At 62.9% G+C, this 15,202-nt stretch carries 20 protein-coding genes; 10 read left to right on the top strand and 10 right to left on the bottom strand.

Translation table 11 applies throughout. From position 1 onward, the window contains the following. Positions 1 to 97: 97 nt before the first annotated feature. On the bottom strand, positions 98 to 1,345 hold the full coding sequence (locus ACVILI_RS26315) for an ABC transporter substrate-binding protein (RefSeq protein WP_038653077.1): 1,248 nt from the start codon (positions 1,343 to 1,345) through the stop codon (positions 98 to 100). 65 nt (positions 1,346 to 1,410) lie between these two features. Next, positions 1,411 to 2,454: a LacI family DNA-binding transcriptional regulator gene (locus ACVILI_RS26310; protein ID WP_038648461.1), complete on the bottom strand. Its 1,044-nt coding sequence runs from the start codon at positions 2,452 to 2,454 to the stop codon at positions 1,411 to 1,413. 283 nt (positions 2,455 to 2,737) lie between these two features. Between ACVILI_RS26310 and ACVILI_RS26305 the strand changes: the two genes are divergently transcribed. The 4 genes from ACVILI_RS26305 (at position 2,738) to ACVILI_RS26290 (ending at position 5,088) form a co-directional block, all read left to right on the top strand. Then, positions 2,738 to 3,811, top strand: a complete 1,074-nt coding sequence (locus ACVILI_RS26305) for a diguanylate cyclase domain-containing protein (protein ID WP_038648458.1) — start codon at positions 2,738 to 2,740, stop codon at positions 3,809 to 3,811. A gap of 588 nt (positions 3,812 to 4,399) precedes the next feature. Further along, entirely contained in the window at positions 4,400 to 4,606 is a 207-nt protein-coding gene (locus ACVILI_RS26300; protein WP_240564461.1) for a hypothetical protein, read from the top strand. A gap of 6 nt (positions 4,607 to 4,612) precedes the next feature. Beyond that, positions 4,613 to 4,804 (top strand): hypothetical protein, encoded by a 192-nt coding sequence (locus ACVILI_RS26295; protein WP_019859663.1) that lies wholly within the window; start codon positions 4,613 to 4,615, stop codon positions 4,802 to 4,804. A gap of 59 nt (positions 4,805 to 4,863) precedes the next feature. Continuing rightward, the gene (locus tag ACVILI_RS26290; protein ID WP_038653074.1) at positions 4,864 to 5,088 is read left to right on the top strand and encodes a DUF6500 family protein; all 225 of its coding nucleotides are present in this window, start codon (positions 4,864 to 4,866) and stop codon (positions 5,086 to 5,088) included. Here ACVILI_RS26290 and ACVILI_RS26285 read toward each other — a convergent pair whose 3' ends face one another. Both ACVILI_RS26285 and ACVILI_RS26280 read right to left on the bottom strand, forming a co-directional pair. Continuing rightward, a complete protein-coding gene (locus ACVILI_RS26285; RefSeq protein ID WP_019859662.1) occupies positions 5,089 to 5,355 on the bottom strand; it encodes a DUF1488 family protein in 267 nt (88 codons plus the stop codon). Next, on the bottom strand, positions 5,352 to 5,606 hold the full coding sequence (locus tag ACVILI_RS26280) for a hypothetical protein (RefSeq protein ID WP_010910765.1): 255 nt from the start codon (positions 5,604 to 5,606) through the stop codon (positions 5,352 to 5,354). The genes ACVILI_RS26285 and ACVILI_RS26280 overlap by 4 nt, the downstream gene beginning before the upstream one ends. A 245-nt stretch (positions 5,607 to 5,851) precedes the next feature. Between ACVILI_RS26280 and ACVILI_RS26275 the strand changes: the two genes are divergently transcribed. The 5 genes from ACVILI_RS26275 to ACVILI_RS26255 all read left to right on the top strand — a co-directional run bounded on the left by ACVILI_RS26275 (position 5,852) and on the right by ACVILI_RS26255 (position 9,440). Next, on the top strand, positions 5,852 to 6,166 hold the full coding sequence (locus ACVILI_RS26275) for a co-chaperone GroES (protein ID WP_019859661.1): 315 nt from the start codon (positions 5,852 to 5,854) through the stop codon (positions 6,164 to 6,166). 61 nt (positions 6,167 to 6,227) lie between these two features. Next, positions 6,228 to 7,856: a chaperonin GroEL gene (groL, locus tag ACVILI_RS26270; RefSeq protein WP_038648449.1), complete on the top strand. Its 1,629-nt coding sequence runs from the start codon at positions 6,228 to 6,230 to the stop codon at positions 7,854 to 7,856. A gap of 141 nt (positions 7,857 to 7,997) precedes the next feature. Beyond that, the gene (locus ACVILI_RS26265) at positions 7,998 to 8,156 is read left to right on the top strand and encodes a hypothetical protein (protein WP_019859659.1); all 159 of its coding nucleotides are present in this window, start codon (positions 7,998 to 8,000) and stop codon (positions 8,154 to 8,156) included. Between the two features lie 289 nt (positions 8,157 to 8,445). Beyond that, entirely contained in the window at positions 8,446 to 8,760 is a 315-nt protein-coding gene (locus ACVILI_RS26260; RefSeq protein ID WP_019859658.1) for a GYD domain-containing protein, read from the top strand. Positions 8,761 to 8,942: 182 nt separating this feature from the next. Beyond that, positions 8,943 to 9,440, top strand: a complete 498-nt coding sequence (locus tag ACVILI_RS26255) for a GAF domain-containing protein (RefSeq protein ID WP_038648446.1) — start codon at positions 8,943 to 8,945, stop codon at positions 9,438 to 9,440. Positions 9,441 to 9,464: 24 nt separating this feature from the next. On the opposite strand, the gene ACVILI_RS26250 is transcribed toward ACVILI_RS26255, so the two are convergent. The 4 genes from ACVILI_RS26250 to ACVILI_RS26235 all read right to left on the bottom strand — a co-directional run bounded on the left by ACVILI_RS26250 (position 9,465) and on the right by ACVILI_RS26235 (position 12,703). Further along, on the bottom strand, positions 9,465 to 9,899 hold the full coding sequence (locus ACVILI_RS26250) for a group III truncated hemoglobin (protein WP_038648443.1): 435 nt from the start codon (positions 9,897 to 9,899) through the stop codon (positions 9,465 to 9,467). Between the two features lie 25 nt (positions 9,900 to 9,924). Then, positions 9,925 to 10,794, bottom strand: coding sequence for an SUMF1/EgtB/PvdO family nonheme iron enzyme (locus tag ACVILI_RS26245; protein WP_038648440.1), 870 nt, complete (start codon positions 10,792 to 10,794; stop codon positions 9,925 to 9,927). Positions 10,795 to 10,867: 73 nt separating this feature from the next. After that, positions 10,868 to 11,971 (bottom strand): copper-containing nitrite reductase, encoded by a 1,104-nt coding sequence (gene nirK, locus ACVILI_RS26240; RefSeq protein WP_038648438.1) that lies wholly within the window; start codon positions 11,969 to 11,971, stop codon positions 10,868 to 10,870. Between the two features lie 291 nt (positions 11,972 to 12,262). Then, positions 12,263 to 12,703: a pseudoazurin gene (locus ACVILI_RS26235; protein WP_038648435.1), complete on the bottom strand. Its 441-nt coding sequence runs from the start codon at positions 12,701 to 12,703 to the stop codon at positions 12,263 to 12,265. Positions 12,704 to 12,856: 153 nt separating this feature from the next. On the opposite strand from ACVILI_RS26235, the gene ACVILI_RS26230 reads away from it, so the two are divergent. Then, positions 12,857 to 13,552 (top strand): Crp/Fnr family transcriptional regulator, encoded by a 696-nt coding sequence (locus ACVILI_RS26230; protein ID WP_038648432.1) that lies wholly within the window; start codon positions 12,857 to 12,859, stop codon positions 13,550 to 13,552. Here ACVILI_RS26230 and ACVILI_RS26225 read toward each other — a convergent pair. Both ACVILI_RS26225 and ACVILI_RS26220 read right to left on the bottom strand, forming a co-directional pair. Next, on the bottom strand, positions 13,503 to 13,754 hold the full coding sequence (locus ACVILI_RS26225) for a DUF1858 domain-containing protein (protein ID WP_027047120.1): 252 nt from the start codon (positions 13,752 to 13,754) through the stop codon (positions 13,503 to 13,505). The two genes, ACVILI_RS26230 and ACVILI_RS26225, sit on opposite strands and share 50 nt — an antisense overlap. 190 nt (positions 13,755 to 13,944) lie before the next feature. Further along, positions 13,945 to 15,165: an ISAzo13 family transposase gene (locus ACVILI_RS26220; RefSeq protein ID WP_038650363.1), complete on the bottom strand. Its 1,221-nt coding sequence runs from the start codon at positions 15,163 to 15,165 to the stop codon at positions 13,945 to 13,947. Positions 15,166 to 15,202: the final 37 nt, after the last annotated feature.

Below are 15,202 nucleotides of genomic sequence, written 5' to 3'. Positions count from 1 at the left end.
ACCCCGCTGCTTCGCAGCGACCCTCCCCACAAGGGGGAGGGTAAGGAATTGCCGGCCACCCGCCCAGGGAGAAAGGCGGGCGGCCGGCAGGCGGCCGCTACTTCTGCGGCGCCTGGTCGATGATCGACTGCATGGTCTCCTGCGCGTTGGCGATGGCGCCATCGACATCGTCGCCGAAGAAGACCTCGTTGATCATCTGCGTCCACGGGCCGTTGGCGGAGTTGATCAGATCGTTGAACACCACCGAATAAGGCGTCTTGCCCTTGGCCATGGCCTCGGCGGCGATCTGGTAGCGCGGATCGAGATCCTTCAGCGCATCCTTGGCGATGTCGCCGCGCACCGGCAGGCTGCCATATTTGGCGAGGATGGTCTGGCCTTCCAGCGAATAGGCGAAATCCAGGAATTCCTTCACCACGGCGAGCTTCTTGGTGCCCTTGGTGACGACGAAATTGTCGCCGCCGGCGAAGGACGACCAGCCGCCATCCTTGCCCGGCAGGAAGGTGACGCCGTAATCGACATTGGGATACTGGGTGTTGAGCGCACCGATGGCGAAGGCGCCGGAGGGCGAGATGCCGATATTGCCGGCGGCGAAGGCGGCAAAGAAGTTCGCGCCGGTGTCGGTCTGCGCGCCTGCCGGCACCAGATCCTTCTTGACCATCGAGCGGTAGAGATCGATGGCGCCGCGCAATTGCGGGCTGTCCAGCGTCGCCTTGGAGCCGTCCGCGCTCAGGATGTCGCCACCAGATGCCCAGATCAGCGGCGTGAAGGTGAAGATGTTGCAGCCGCCGCAATTGCCGGAGAAGTAGAAGCCCTTGATGTTGCCGCCGAGCGCATTGACCTTCTCGGCGTCGGCGGCGATCTCGGCCCAGTTGGTGGGGCCTTTTTCAGGGTCAAGGCCGGCCTGCTTGAACAGCTTCTTGTTCCAGATCAGCACCGAGGCGTCGGCCGAGAAGGGCAGGCCGTAAATGTGGTCCTTGTAGGTGCCGGTCTTGACATGCGCCGGCGACAGGCTGGCGAAATAGGGCAGGGACTTGGCCCAGTCGGTGATGTCCTCCAGCTGGCCGGCGGCGGCGAAGGAGGGGGTGTAGATGAGGTCGAGCGACAGCGCGTCGGGCGCCGTGCCGCCGGCGGCGGCCGCGCCATATTTCGGGATGATCTCGGCATTGGGGATGATGTCGAGCTTGATCTGGTCCTTATGTGCCTTGTTGTAGGCGTCGACGATGCGCGGCATGAAATTCGAGCCGTCGGCCCGCACCCAGATGTTGGCGGTGTCGGCGACGGCAGCGCCGAGACCGCTGCCCAGAACGGCAGTGGCCAGGGCCAGTTTGGCAATCAGGTTCCTCATGTTTTCCTCCTCCAAGGGTTGGCCGCTGTGCGCGGCTTGGCGCCGGTCACGCGGCGCTTTCGTTTTCAGCCGTCCGGTGAGCGGCCGCAGGACTGACGCACCACCAGCCGGCACGGCAGTTTTCGAATGCCCGGCGCGGCGGGCTGACCGCCGACCAGGGAAAGCAGGGTCAGCCCGGCCTCGCGCCCGAGGGCGACCAGGTTCATGTCGACCGAGGTCAGCGGCGGGCGCGTCGCTTCCGCGACGATCTCCCAATTGTCGAAACCGATGACGCCGACATCGCCGGGAACGTCGAGGCCGCGCTCGCGCAAGGCATCGATGACACCGCGCGCGATCTGGTCGTTGCCGCAAAAGACGGCGTCCGGCCGTTCGCTTTTGCCGTCGAACAATTGCGCCACCGCTTCATGTCCCCAGGCTTCCGACCAGGCGCCGAGCAGCGGATCGGTGACCGGCAGCCCGTTTTCGGCGAGCACGTCGCGATAGGCCTGAGCGCGGGCGTGCACCACGGCAAAGCTCGCCGGTCCGCTGACATGGGCGATGCGCCTGCGGCCGAGCCGGTAGAAATGTTCGACCGCCAGCCGCGCGCCGCCGGCGTCGTCCGAGACGAAGGCGACGGCGTCGGGATCGGGCTGGGTGAAGGCATAGATCACCGGGATGCGCAGATTGGCGAGATCGACGGGCAGATGGCGGTCGATGCGTTTTCCCGTGGCGATGATGCCGTCGACGCGCTTGTCGAGCATGGCCTCGACATGCAGCTGGCCCAGCCGCGGGTCCTCCTCGACATTGCACAGGAAAACCGAGACGCCATTGTCGACGAGCGCGTCCGAAATGCCCGACATCAGCGGCAGCGAGAACCGGCCATAAGTATCGTTGGTGAGCAGGCCGACGGTGAAGGAGCGACGCCTGAGCAGGCTCTGCGCCAGGCTGTTGGGGCGGAAGCCCAGGCTGCGCGCCGTCTCGCGGATGCGCTCGCGCGTCTCGGCGGTCATGCGCCCCTGGTCGTTGAGTGCCTTCGATGCGGTGGCAACGCTGACGCCGGCCCGCGCCGCCACGTCACGCAAGGTGACGGGCTTGGGGAAAACCGGAACAGGCTGATCGTCCGATACCATCGAGGATCCTTAGTTGGGAAAAGGTTTTCTCTTACAGGCCGGAACAAGGCCCGGCCAATGGCCGAGCCCGATCGAAACTGTTTGGAAAAACCTTTTCTCAAGTCGAGGCTAAGCCAGATCGGGGGATCGTTCAAGGGGAAAGTTGACGTCGGCGATCGCTTCACCGCAAGCTTGGCATCGACGGATTTTCGCCGGAGATTCCGCTGCCGCTCCGGAAGTGTCAGCGAAGTGTTAATCGCTCCTGCGCCATGGTGGCTGTCCGCCAAGACAGCAGAGCCCCGCAATGTCCGACACACCCTACAATCCCAAAGGTCCGGCGCGGCCCGTCGCTTCGGCACGAAACGGGGAGGGTGGGCAGGATGCGCGTCGGGCCGAGCGTCGCCGCGATGCCGACATCTCCAAGCTCAACGCCGAACTCGCCGCGCAGGCGGCGCTGATCGCCGGCCAGGAGGTTGTGCTGGCGCACAGCCGCAAGATCTTCGACCGCGCCTCGGTCGCCGCGCGCATCGGGGTGTGGGAATGCAGCCTGCCCGGTGAACAATTGCACTGGACCGATGTGGTCTACGACCTGTTCGACCTGCCTCGCGGCACGGCACTCGACCGCTCGGAGATCATCAAGTGCTATCCTGCGGAGTCGCGCAAGGCGCTGGACAGTTTGCGCAGCCGCGCGATCGCCGAGCGCAGCGGCTTCACCCTCGACGCCGAGATCACCACCTTCGCCGGCCACAGCCGATGGATCCGCATCACCGCGACCGTGGAGTGCGAGGAAGGCGTGCCGGTGCGCATCTTCGGCATGAAGCAGGACATCACCGAGGAAAAGATCCTGTCGGACCGGATGCGCTATCTCGCCGAATTCGACGCCATGACCGGGCTTGCCAACCGCGCCCGCTTCCAGGCGCGGCTGGCGCAGGTGGATGCCAGCCGTCCACTGGGCGCGCTGCTGCTGATCGATCTCGACGGTTTCAAGGCGGTCAACGACACGTTCGGCCATGTCGTCGGCGACGAGTGCCTGAAGGCGGCGGCCGAGCGCCTCGCCGAAGGCTGCGGCGAGGCGGATCTGGTGGCGCGCGTCGGCGGCGACGAGTTCGCGGTGCTGCTTGGCTCGCATCTCGACCGGGCTGCCGTCTCCGGCGTGGCGCGCGAGATCGTCGAGAGCATGGGCAAGCCGGTCGCGGTCCGCGGCCAGTCGCTGCGGCTGGGCGCCTCGGTCGGCATTGCATTTGCCGGGCAAGGCGCGCCTTGCGACCTGTTCGCGCAGGCCGACACCGCGCTCTACGCCGCAAAGGCGGCAGGGCGCAACACGTTCCGCATCTTCAAGACCGAGGCCGGCGGGAAAGGCCGCAGCGCTGCGGCGTAAAGGCCTGAGTTTTTCAGGGAAGGCCTGGATGGCTTCCCCTTGGAATTGTTTGCGAACAAAGAGATAGGGCTGTGATTTGAAGCTCTGAATCGCCTGACGGCACACTGCGTGTCGGTCATTTATTGTCCGCGCAACCTGGATACTCACCTCCCAGTGGCACCGCTCGCACCTTCGGGATTTCGGGGCACAGAGTCTGCCGAAGAGCGACGCCAGGCGACATTTTGCAAAGTGCCGACAGAACAGCCGTGGGACTTAACGTTTCCGCAAGCATTTCCCCGTTAGGTCGGTTGCAATGGCCTCGTGGCGGAGCGGCTACGCTGGAGACGGCAAATCTCTGAAGCCTCGGTTCGATCCCGAGGCGAGGCCTCCAAAAATCTTATAGCCGAGACCCTGTGCCCGACCTCTTGTCGCGGCCGATTTGCGCGGTTGCGGCCATTGTCGCATCCGACGATCATGGCCACGAAGATGTAGGGCCGACGTTAAAACCACCCATCTGCATTTGGCATGCAGGTCGCTCACGAAAAGAGTGCTATGGCAGGAGCGCGAGCCTGCTCGCTCCGATCTTCCCCGACATTCGAGGTCATTTTCGTGCGTGAACCGCCATCGCTGCCGGTCTTTGGAAAACTCGGCGTCAAGCCATCCGTCGCCGTCGTGGCGGCGCCAGCCGCCTCGGTAGGCATCGTGCCGCGCTTGCGGGAGGTTGTGGCCGCGCATGGCGGCATGGCGCTGAAGCTGTCGGTGGTCGCCTGGACCATAATGGTCCTGGGTACGGTGTTTTTCATGTTGCAGGGCTGAGGGGTCATGGCAAACCGCTACGCGCTGCGCATGGATCTGCCCCAGAGCTGGGCCATCGTCGATGTGTTCACTGGCCAGCCAGCCGTGATCAGGCAAAAGGTGATGGTCGGCATGAGCCCGCGCGAGGCCGAGGACATGGTCGTGCAGATGAATGTCGGCGACATCAGGCGTCGGGAGAGGGCGGAGCGCAAGGGTTGAACGTTCCGGCCGCCGGCCCACAGGACCAAGGCCCGCAACACCAAACCAAGAGGATTCCCGTGAGAGCGAGCCTGAGGCAAAAGATACTGGAGGTCTGCGACCGCAAGATTTCCGAGAAAGGGCCTGCCGTCGGCGTGTCGTTCTACGCGTTTTTCGCCAACAGGAATGACGATCCCGAGCTGCTGATGGAAGCAGCGGAATGGTGGATCAGGACCCACCGCCTCGACCATTTCGAAAAAGCCGCGAAGATACGGACGATAATCGAGGACATGGACCTCGGCTGATCAGCCGAAGTCGTCTGATGTCAGCACATACATGCTCTTGCGCGTGCGGCCGTAGGCCTTCGACGCAACATCGCGAATAACGCTGCTCTCGGTGTCGAACGTTGCGAGGTAGCCCGCTTCATCGGCGCTGGTTCGCGGCTGGATCTTGGTCATCGCATCGGCGGCGACCGAGAAGGAAATCTGGAACATCCCGTCATGGCCGACGAAGCGGATGCGCTTGCCGGCTTCGTCATAGCTTCGGCTGCGGTTGGGGAAGGTCAGGCTCATGTTTTTGCCTCCGTTGCGGCGGCCTTCTTGGTCGCCCGCTTCTTCTTCGGCGTCGGGTTCAGGGCTTCGGCGACGCGGTCTGCCTCTTCCTTGGCCAGGCGCAATGTCCTGAGCTTTGCGGTCTTGATCTCCCTGGCCTTCGCCTCGGACATGTACTCGGCGGTTGCCTTGTTGCGCTCCGCCGTCTTCTTCTGCTTGTCGACGAAGCGGGCTTCAGCTTTCTCCATGATCGTCTGGTTGCCGTCGGCCATCGCATAAATCTCCTTGGTGCTGGAATCGTGAAAATGAACTTGTCCGATAAATAGGCACTCGACCGGCAAAATTCAATTTTTTGAATTATTTGACCGCCTTCGGATATCACGAAACGGCAAGGCGAAATAATACTTTTCAATATTTATCGGGTCCGCGAATAATTTTTGGCACTCCTATCTATCGAGTGCCAAAGCGCCTATATGGGGGAAGCGGCCGCCTAAGCCGGCCCCAGAAAGAAGTTTTCATGAAGTTTCGGCCACTCCACGACCGCGTCGTCATCCGGCGCGCCGAAGGCGATACCAAATCCAAGGGCGGCATCATCATTCCCGACAATGCCAAGGAAAAGCCGCAGGAAGGCGAAGTCATCGCCGTCGGACCCGGTGCACGCGACGAAAACGGCGCGCTTGTGCCGCTCGACGTCAAGGCCGGCGACCTGATCCTGTTCGGCAAATGGTCGGGCACCGAGGTCAAGATCGATGGCGAGGACCTTCTGATCATGAAGGAAGCCGACATTATGGGCGTCATCGAGAAGAGCGTCGAAGCCAAGAAGGCCGCCTGACTGGTGCGCCGCGCCTTCCGCGCGGGGTTCGTCCACTCCAAATTCGAACGGGATTGAAAAAATGTCTGCCAAGGAAATCAAATTCGCCACCGACGCGCGTGACCGCATGCTGCGCGGCGTCGAGATCCTCACCAATGCGGTGAAGGTCACGCTCGGCCCCAAGGGCCGCAACGTCATCATCGACAAGGCCTATGGCGCGCCACGCATCACCAAGGACGGCGTCACCGTCGCCAAGGAAATCGAGCTTGCGGACAAGTTCGAGAACATGGGCGCGCAGATGGTGCGCGAAGTGGCCTCGAAGACCAACGACCTCGCCGGTGACGGCACCACCACCGCGACCGTGCTGGCCGCCTCGATCCTGCGCGAAGGCGCCAAGCTGGTTGCCGCCGGCATGAACCCGATGGACTTGAAGCGCGGCATCGACCAGGCGGTTGCCGCAGTTGTCGTCGAGATCAAGGCGAAAGCCAAGAAGGTCAAGTCGTCGGCCGAGATCGCGCAGGTCGGCACCATCGCCGCCAATGGCGACGCAACCGTCGGCGAGATGATCGCCAAGGCGATGGATAAGGTCGGCAATGACGGCGTCATCACAGTCGAGGAAGCCAAGACCGCCGAAACCGAACTCGACGTCGTCGAGGGCATGCAGTTCGACCGTGGCTATCTCAGCCCGTATTTCGTCACCAATGCCGACAAGATGCGTGTCGAGCTGGAAGAGCCCTATGTGCTCCTCCACGAGAAGAAGCTCGGCAATCTGCAGGCGATGCTGCCGATCCTCGAAGCGGTGGTGCAGAGCGGCAGGCCGCTGCTGATCATCTCCGAGGATGTCGAGGGCGAGGCGCTGGCCACGCTGGTCGTCAACAAACTGCGCGGCGGCCTCAAGGTCGCGGCCGTCAAGGCGCCGGGCTTTGGCGATCGCCGCAAGGCGATGCTGGAAGACATTGCGGTGCTGACATCGGGCCAGATGATCTCCGAGGATCTCGGCATCAAGCTCGAAAACGTCACCATCGAGATGCTCGGCCGCGCCAAGCGCGTGCTGATCGAGAAGGACACCACCACGATCATCGACGGCGCCGGCACCAAGGCGACCATCCAGGCGCGCGTCGCCCAGATCAAGGGCCAGATCGAGGAGACGACCTCCGACTACGACAAGGAGAAGCTGCAGGAGCGGCTGGCCAAGCTGTCGGGCGGGGTTGCCGTCATCCGCGTCGGCGGCGTCACCGAGTCGGAAGTGAAGGAAAAGAAGGACCGCATCGACGACGCGCTGAACGCGACGCGCGCGGCGGTCGAGGAAGGTATCGTGCCCGGCGGCGGCGTCGCTCTGCTGCGCGCCCGGTCGGCGCTGTCGGGCCTCAACGGCGCCAATGCCGATGTCACCGCCGGCATTTCGATCGTGCTCAGGGCGCTGGAAGCGCCGATCCGCCAGATCGCCGAGAATTCCGGCGTCGAGGGCTCGATCGTCGTCGGCAAGCTCGCCGACAGCAAGGACCACAATCAGGGCTTCGACGCCCAGAACGAGACCTATGTCGACATGATCAAGGCCGGCATCGTCGATCCGGCGAAAGTGGTGCGCACCGCACTGCAGGACGCCGGCTCGATCGCGGCTCTGCTGATCACCGCCGAAGCCATGATCACCGACGTTCCGGCGAAAGATGCCGCGCCTGCCGGTGGCGGCGGCGGCATGGGCGGTTACTAAGAACTCGGCCTGCCTGCGGGGGCGGCTTCATCGAAGCCGTCTTCCAGGTCTGAGCTGAATCCACGCCGGTTTTTGCAGCCGGATACGATCGCCGGGGGGATCTCTCCCGGCGCACAGGCCTCTAGCCCAGGAGATCGATCCATGATCGTGTTCGCGCAGAAGCCACAGACGGTCGTCACGACCGAAACCACCGAGGAAAGCCGCTTCGACCGCATCCGCAGGATTGCCGCCGACAAGCACAAGAAATCGGATTCCGACACGGCAACGCCACAAAAGGGCGAACCCAAGCGCCCGATGTAAGGTTGCACCGCGCCGCTACTGGCCGTTCAACCTCAGCACCACACATCGCGCGTCAACGGCGCGAGCTCGATGCCGTTGGCCGAGCGTGGTCCAGCCAGACACCTTCCTGTCGGCAGTATCGGCGCGTCCGGTATTGTCATTATATTAGCCTAAGCGCATATTCATCTGGCAGTAGGCCCTTGGCCGCCAACGCGTCCCAGGGCGCCTGCAATTGTTCCGAAAAATAAATCACTCCGTGCCGCTCGAATTATGGAGCCGCACGAGACAATGACATTTGGAGGAAATACCCATGAAAGTGACTATCTTGGCAAACTATGCGCCTCATGCCGCCAAAGGATTGATGCAAGGCTCCGACAGGCAGGCTGCGGTCAAGGCGCTTTTCGAAAGCGTTGGCGGCAAGGTGAGCAGCGTGATGTTCACGCGCGGCATCTATGACGTCGTTGTCAATGGCGAGGTGCCGGACCAATCAGCGGGGATTGGCATGTCCCTTGCCGTGCGAGCGAGCGGCTCACTGACCGAGATGGTTGTGCTGGAAGAACTCGACATGAAGGCAGTGCTCGCAGCCGCCAAAAAGGCTGCCGGCGCTTACAAACCCGCCGGCTGATGGACTTGCCTGCTTGATCAAGGCAGCACGGTTTGATGGACGTGCCGTGCTGCCGACTGACGGACAGGGCATCTTCTTGCGACTTTCGCGGCGACTGGAATTCAAGCTAGTATCGTCGAGTGGTCGTTTGGTGCAGAGAGCTTGCGGAAACGGAACCGCGATTCCCAGTTCGGAGACAAGCCATGTTCGCCGCCAAGGCCATCGACACCTCGGACAAAGCCGCGTTCTATCGCGACCTCGCCGCTCAGTTGAAAGCGCTGCTCGACGGCGAGAGCGACTCGATCGCCAATGCCGCCAACACCGCGGCGCTGATCTTCCAGATGGTGCCGGACCTCAACTGGGCCGGCTTCTATTTCCTGGCCTCGGACGAGGAGCTGGTGCTGGGACCGTTCCAGGGCAAGCCGGCCTGCGTGCGCATCGCGGTCGGCAAGGGCGTGTGCGGAACCGCGGTCGAACTCGGCACCTCGATGCTGATCAAGGACGTGCATGATTTTCCCGGCCACATCGCCTGTGATGCCGATTCACGTTCGGAACTGGTCGTGCTGCTCGAGGACGATGAAGGCGTGTTCGGCGTGCTCGATCTCGACAGCCCGCTGCCCGGCCGCTTCGACAAGGCCGACCAGGCCGGCATCGAAACGCTGGCCGCGATCTATGCGGCCGCGAGTTCGTTCGAGGACTGAGCGCGCTTTTTTCGGGGCCGCGGTCTAGGCACGATCACCCAGGCGGAAGAACATCGCCAGCTTCAGGCTCGTCGCGATCCGTTCGGCCCGGTCGACGAACACCGCGGCGATTTCCGGCCCAAGGAGTTCGGCCGCCGTCTGGCTGAACATGGCCAGCCAGATGTCGAAATCGGCCTCGGTCACGTCCCCGAGCTTCAGGTGCGCCGGGACCGGGCGGCCATGATAGTCGCCCGTCTTGAGGATGACCGAGCACCAGAAGTCGGTCATCTTCTCGAGATGCGGTTCCCAGTCGCCGGGGATCTCGCGCGCGAAGATCGGTCCGAGACGTTCGTTCTTGCGCAGTCGCGCATAGAATTCGCGAACGAGCCGGCCGATCGCAGCGCGATCGACGCCTGCATGATGCAACGGCTTTTCCGGGGCCGGACGCGCATGATCCGCCAGCGACGATTTCAATGTCATTGCAGAAGTCCTGTTGTTGTCGTGATCAGGAAAGCCGAAGCCAGCGGATGGCGGCTTGCACGAGGTTGAGCCGGTCGCGCACGAGGCGGAATCCCAGATTGTCGGGCGGCGTGCCGACGGCGCAACCGCCGCTTTTCCCGTCCCTGATGAAGTTCGACATATAGGTGCGATGGAAACCTTCCACGACATGAACGCCGCAATTGTCGATCGAGCTTGCTATGCCGGCGCCGTCGGCGGCTTCCGTCGTATGGACGTAACAGGTCGAAGTCCACTCCCAGACGTTGCCGGCAATGTCGGCCACCCCCTTGGAGTTGGGTCCAAATCCGCCCCTGATCCTCGGCTGCGGGTCCGGTTGCCGCCCGAGTGAAGCCTCGGTGCGATATTGGACGAGCCAGCGCTGCGCCGGGTTGTTGGGGTCGGTCTCGCCAGCCTCGATGTCGCCGCGAAAGCGTTCGCCCGCCGCATAGGCCCATTCCACGTCCGTCGGCAGGCGCCATGCCGATCCGGTCTCGGCCGAGAGCCAGTCCGCATAGGCCTCGGCATCGATATGGCTCACGCCCGTAACCGGAACATTGCCGCTGCCGCGGCCATCGGCCGGCTTGCAGGCGCCGGCCATGACGCAGCGCCGGTAGTCCGAAGCGCTTACCTGGTATTTCATGATCTCGAAGGGCTCTGCCACCGTTGCCCGCACCACGGGAGCACTGACGGGGTGGTTCTGCCTGAGGAATTCCCCGGGCAGCGGATGGGCGAACGATCCGGGCGCGAGGGTGACGAGTTCGGAGCGCGCCAGGAACTCCCGATCCGGCACCGGGAGCCAGCCGACGGCGCCTGTCGCGCCCAGCGTGAACAGCGCGCAAGCCAGACCTCCGAGAGCCAGGATGGGGTTGAGGGGCATGGCAGTTTTCCCGCGTTCGCGGCCCTGCAGGAATGTCGCAAGGCCGCGTCTACCTTAGGACCCGAGGCGGCAGCTAGGACGCAATCGCCCTTGGGGCTTCGACCTGCATCATCAGGTCGTCGTCCCAGCTTCCGTCGACCGTGAAATGCGCGGTCGCGCCGAGTTCCACCGCCTCGATCAGATTGTGGTTGACGTAGGCGTAGACGCCCGGCTGCAGGAATGTGTAAAGGGCAGCGCCGGCCGAACCCCCGCGAATGAACCAGGTTTCGAGGTCCTTTGCCGGCGGGTTCGCGAACTTGCCCTGTTCCCATACATGGTCGCCATGTCCACCAATCAGGTGCGGACGTGTGTCGCGATTGGCCTGCGAATGGACGATCAGGACAGTCTCGCCGACCTTGGCCTTCATGGCGTTCTCGCCGGTCAGCGATCCTGCCTTGCCGTTGAACACGACGTGGGTGGGGATCAAGCCACGCATGACCTTCACCGTGTCGTCGTAATTGTCGCCGGCCGAGTCATACTTCTTGAATTTACCCTGCTCGTCGCGGGGAATGTAGAAGTCGCTTTCGCCGATATAATAGATGTGGTCATAGCGGACCGGCTTGCCCTTGTCGTCCTTGAGCCCGTCGCGCGGCAGGATCATGATCGCTCCGTTCATGCCCGAAACGACATGCCAGGGGATCATCGGACCGCCGGGCGCGCAGTGGTAGACGAAGGTCCCCGAGCGCGTCGCCTTGAAGCGAAGCGTCGTCTGCTCGCCGGGATTGACCAGGGTCAGCGCACCGCCGCCAAGCCCTCCGGTGGCGGCATGGAAGTCGATGTTGTGGGCAAGCGTATTGGTGTCGGGGTTGATCAGCGTGAGTTCGACATAGTCACCCTCATGCACGACCATCAGAGGTCCCGGGATCGAGCCATTGTAGGTCATGGCGTTGAGCTGGGTGCCGTCGGCGTCGATCACCATCGGCTTCTCTTCTATGGTCATCGTGAATTCGACGACCTTGGGACCGCTTTTGGCCACCTGGTCGTGGGCATGGACGAAAGGCGGCGCGACCAATGTCACCTTTTCCCGCGGCAAGCCAGCGACTTCCTTGGCGCTGGCCATAGCCGGCATCGAGCCGACCGTCGCGACGGCCGCAGCCGCAAGAACAGACCCTAACAGGGCTTCGCGTCTCGTAAGCATTTCCCGCTCCTTTTTTTGAACCGTTCGATGCTTGGAGAATAAGCCTTTCCACGAGGACTTCTTTGCGCTGGCGCAAACTTGAGATTCATTTGTCTTGATCTGGTTCTGCCGGGGGAGCGATGCCTGTTCGGGAGACCGGCAACTGCCGGTGAATGGAAATGCCCGCACGGCGCCGGGCGCCAAAACGTCGCGTGGGAGTGACGGCGCCGAAGCCGCCACTCCCACAGGACTTTGCAATTCCGATGTCGAGCGCGGACAAAACCTGTCTGTCCGCCCGGCATTCGGCCTCGATCAGTTCGCCTTCGTCACCTGGGCAAACAGCGTGGGGAACACGGTCTTGGCCTTGCCGACCTGCTTGACCGCCTGCGCCGCGTCGAGGTTCACGGGCTTGCCGACCACGATCAGAGCCACCATGCCCATCCCGTAATGCGGGCTGCACTTGACGCCGTAGACGCCTTCCTGCGTCATGGTGACAGTGGTGGTTTCACCCATCTTGCTTTTGATTTCCTGGGCGCCGTCGGGGGCCATTCCCTTGATGGTTTCGACATTGTGGGTCTTGTCGCCAGGCACGAACTTGATCGTGTCGCCGGGAGCCGCCTTGATGAAATCAGGCTGGAAGACCATGGACCCCTTGTCTCCCTTGGTCAGCAGTTGCACGACGTGCTCTTCGGCGTTTGCAACGCCGGCAAGCGCAAGCAGGGCGGCGGCCGCGGCGATCAGGTGGAATTTCATGGGTAAGTCCTTTCTTGGGTGCATCACGGCTCAAACCGTTGCAGCCTTCTAGCCGACCGCACGGACAGGCGATTTGCGCTGGCGCAAACTGGCGCACGAAATATAGACTGGGTGCCGGCGTCATCTGGAGCCGTGGGCAGCGAGGGTTTGGGGTTGCCGCTTGACCGGTCGATCATCGCGAGGCTTTCGCTGTTCGAGGGCCTGGGGCCCGCGGAGCTGGACAGCATTCTGCGGGATGCCCGGTCCGTGCGCTTTGCCAAGGAAACTGCAATTTTCGAGCAGGAGGCCGAGGCGCGTTCGTTCTACGTTCTCTTGGCGGGACATATTCGCGTCGTGCGGACCACGCCCGACGGGCGCCAGGTGATCGCCCGCTACATCAGTGAAGGCGAGATATTCGGCGTTGCCGCCGCACTCGGCCGGCTGACCTATCCGGCAACCGCGATCGCCGCGGTCGACTGCGTGGTTCTGGTCTGGCCGAATGCCGTGTGGCCGGATCTGTCATCCCGGTTTCCCGTTCTTGCCGCGGGAACGTTCAAGACGGTCGGCGCGAGGCTGCAGGACACGCAGGCGCGCGTCATGGAACTGGCCACCGAGCAGGTCGAGCAACGCGTTGCCAGCGCGCTGCTGCGGCTGGTGAAGCAGACGGGGCGCAAGACCGATGCCGGCATCGAGATCGACTTCCCGATCTCTCGCCAGGACATCGCCGAGATGACAGGGACGACCTTGCATACAGTGAGCCGGCTGCTGAGCGCCTGGGAGGAACGCGGGATCATCGTCAGCGGCCGCCAGCGTGTCACCATCACCGACGCGCATCGCCTGGTGATGCTGGCGGAGCATCGGGACGGCTGACCGGCCCGCCGGCGATGGCGCGTTCAAGGCCTTTCAGGAAATCGGCTTCGTCAATTCGATGATCCCGGCAGGCCTCGGCGATCGAATGGAACGGGGCGATGTGGCAGCCCACGCAGTGCATGCCGTGCCGGATCAGCACGGCGATGCTTGCCGGCCATCGTCTCATGACCTCATCCATGGACATGTTCGGATCGATCCGCATGGGCGTCTCCTTCGTGGTTCTCCCATCCGTCGATCGTAGCAGAGGCGTTTGGCCGGTCGTTGTGCTGGCGCAAGGAAGGAGCGCGTCGGAAAATGGAATGAGATGCGGCCAGGCGAACAGCCGACGTCCCTGCGAACGCCGGTATGCGAACCTCGTGGAAAGCTTGCCGAGCTAAGGACGTGTCGATAATTTATCGCGCTAATTTTTGGGATTGCGGCTTGATTGTATAGTTCCATTCACCGTGGAATTCGTTGCGAATGATGTTCAAGCTGGCCATGTCCTCGTCGGAGACTTTGATCCCGGCGGGATAGCGGTTTTCATCAAGTTCGCAACGAACGGTCAGTCCCGCCGTCGAGGTTGTGGCGCCGATGAGTTCGACGATGGTGCGATAATCGGTGAGCGGTCGTCCACGCCAGTTTCTCGAGATGAACGAGAAGAGGCGGTGTTCGATCTTGTTCCATTTGCTGGTGCCGGGCGGGAGATGGAGGACAGCGATGGTCAACCCCAACTCGTCGGCCAGCTTTTGGAGTTCGACTTTCCACAGGCGCACGCGCGAACCGTTGCTTCCGCCGCCGTCGGCGGTGATCGTCAAGGTATGAGCGTGCGCGTAGCGATCACGCCCCATGCTGATCCACCAGGAGCGTATGGCGTTGACGGCGAAGGCAGCGGTATCGTGGTCGATCCCGACGCTGACCCACCCTTTGTCATCGGCGATATCATAAATACCGTAGGGCGCGGCACGACCGAGCTTCGGGTCGACGAAATCATGGACGCGGACCGGCTCTGGTGCTCCGGCCGGTCGGTATTCACGTCCGCCATTCTTGAAGTCGCCGACGAGTTCTTTCTTCTTCGTATCGACGGAGATCGCAGGTTGACCGGCCGTAATGGCGTCCTTGACCGTCCTGGCGATGTGCTGGAACTGTGCGTCGCGATCGACGTGGCTCGATCCCTCCAGCGTCTTTCGATTGCCCTGAAGAGAATACCCAAGCGTTTTCAACAGAGTACCGACGACGTCATGACCGACACGATGGCCCATGGCGCAAAGCGCCGCCGCCAAGTTCCGCAAGCTTTTCGATGTCCACTTCAAGGGTGACATCGGATCGCCACGCGTGGCGGGGTCGACAAGCCTTTCCAGGTCGCTGAGAAGTGTCGGATCCGTCTGCGTCAAAGGTTTGCGTCCGGCACCCTTGCGCCGGATGCCGCCAAGAGCTGAATCCGGCGCCGCGCCGCGCAGTTCCCGCAATCCATATCCGATGGTGCTACGCGCGATCCCCGTTGCCGCGGACACCGCCGCGATCCCGCCCCAGCCCGCGGTGAGCGCTTCCGCCGCCGCAAAGCGGCGACGACCACGCTCGTCCAGCACGGGGCTAACCGCATCATAGCGGAGCTTTATAGCGGCGACATCGATCACCGCCCATGTCTACAAAGCAACGCAGGATTTCGGAATC

This window comes from Mesorhizobium sp. USDA 4775 (assembly GCF_054062655.1).
This window is presented reverse-complemented; position numbering and strand designations above follow the sequence as displayed.

Coding starts and splice junctions, on each gene's coding strand:
- ACVILI_RS26305 (WP_038648458.1), top strand. CDS start 2,738: ATGTCCGACACACCCTACAATCCCAAAGGTCCGGCGCGGCCCGTCGCT.
- ACVILI_RS26235 (WP_038648435.1), bottom strand. CDS start 12,703: ATGAAATTCCACCTGATCGCCGCGGCCGCCGCCCTGCTTGCGCTTGCC.
- ACVILI_RS26250 (WP_038648443.1), bottom strand. CDS start 9,899: ATGACATTGAAATCGTCGCTGGCGGATCATGCGCGTCCGGCCCCGGAA.
- ACVILI_RS26285 (WP_019859662.1), bottom strand. CDS start 5,355: ATGAGCCTGACCTTCCCCAACCGCAGCCGAAGCTATGACGAAGCCGGC.
- ACVILI_RS26265 (WP_019859659.1), top strand. CDS start 7,998: ATGATCGTGTTCGCGCAGAAGCCACAGACGGTCGTCACGACCGAAACC.
- ACVILI_RS26295 (WP_019859663.1), top strand. CDS start 4,613: ATGGCAAACCGCTACGCGCTGCGCATGGATCTGCCCCAGAGCTGGGCC.
- nirK (WP_038648438.1), bottom strand. CDS start 11,971: ATGCTTACGAGACGCGAAGCCCTGTTAGGGTCTGTTCTTGCGGCTGCG.
- ACVILI_RS26255 (WP_038648446.1), top strand. CDS start 8,943: ATGTTCGCCGCCAAGGCCATCGACACCTCGGACAAAGCCGCGTTCTAT.
- ACVILI_RS26225 (WP_027047120.1), bottom strand. CDS start 13,754: ATGCGGATCGATCCGAACATGTCCATGGATGAGGTCATGAGACGATGG.
- ACVILI_RS26315 (WP_038653077.1), bottom strand. CDS start 1,345: ATGAGGAACCTGATTGCCAAACTGGCCCTGGCCACTGCCGTTCTGGGC.
- ACVILI_RS26310 (WP_038648461.1), bottom strand. CDS start 2,454: ATGGTATCGGACGATCAGCCTGTTCCGGTTTTCCCCAAGCCCGTCACC.
- ACVILI_RS26260 (WP_019859658.1), top strand. CDS start 8,446: ATGAAAGTGACTATCTTGGCAAACTATGCGCCTCATGCCGCCAAAGGA.
- groL (WP_038648449.1), top strand. CDS start 6,228: ATGTCTGCCAAGGAAATCAAATTCGCCACCGACGCGCGTGACCGCATG.
- ACVILI_RS26275 (WP_019859661.1), top strand. CDS start 5,852: ATGAAGTTTCGGCCACTCCACGACCGCGTCGTCATCCGGCGCGCCGAA.
- ACVILI_RS26245 (WP_038648440.1), bottom strand. CDS start 10,794: ATGCCCCTCAACCCCATCCTGGCTCTCGGAGGTCTGGCTTGCGCGCTG.
- ACVILI_RS26280 (WP_010910765.1), bottom strand. CDS start 5,606: ATGGCCGACGGCAACCAGACGATCATGGAGAAAGCTGAAGCCCGCTTC.